Source organism: Mycobacterium angelicum, assembly GCF_002086155.1.
Classification (GTDB): domain Bacteria; phylum Actinomycetota; class Actinomycetes; order Mycobacteriales; family Mycobacteriaceae; genus Mycobacterium; species Mycobacterium angelicum.
The window spans coordinates 1-378 of record NZ_MVHE01000334.1; the positions used below are offsets into that span (position 1 = coordinate 1).

The 378-nt window shown below is 67.5% G+C and carries 1 pseudogene; it reads left to right on the plus strand.

From position 1 onward, the window contains the following. Window positions 1-378, plus strand: a pseudogene (ideR, locus tag BST12_RS29665) (iron-dependent transcriptional regulator IdeR); the annotation flags it as partial.

Sequence of the window (378 nt, forward strand, 5' to 3'; positions counted from 1 at the left end):
CCACCGAGATGTACCTGCGGACCATCTACGACCTCGAGGAAGAGGGCGTGACGCCACTGCGTGCCCGGATCGCCGAGCGGCTCGACCAGAGCGGGCCGACGGTCAGCCAGACCGTGTCCCGGATGGAGCGCGATGGGCTACTTCGGGTGGCTGGCGATCGCCACCTGGAGCTCACCGAAAAGGGCCGCGCGCTGGCCATCGCCGTGATGCGCAAGCACCGCCTCGCCGAACGGCTCCTCGTCGATGTCATCGGGTTGCCGTGGGAAGAAGTTCACGCCGAGGCATGCCGGTGGGAGCACGTGATGAGCGAGGACGTCGAGCGACGGCTGGTCAAGGTGCTCAACAACCCGACCACGTCCCCGTTCGGCAACCCGATCC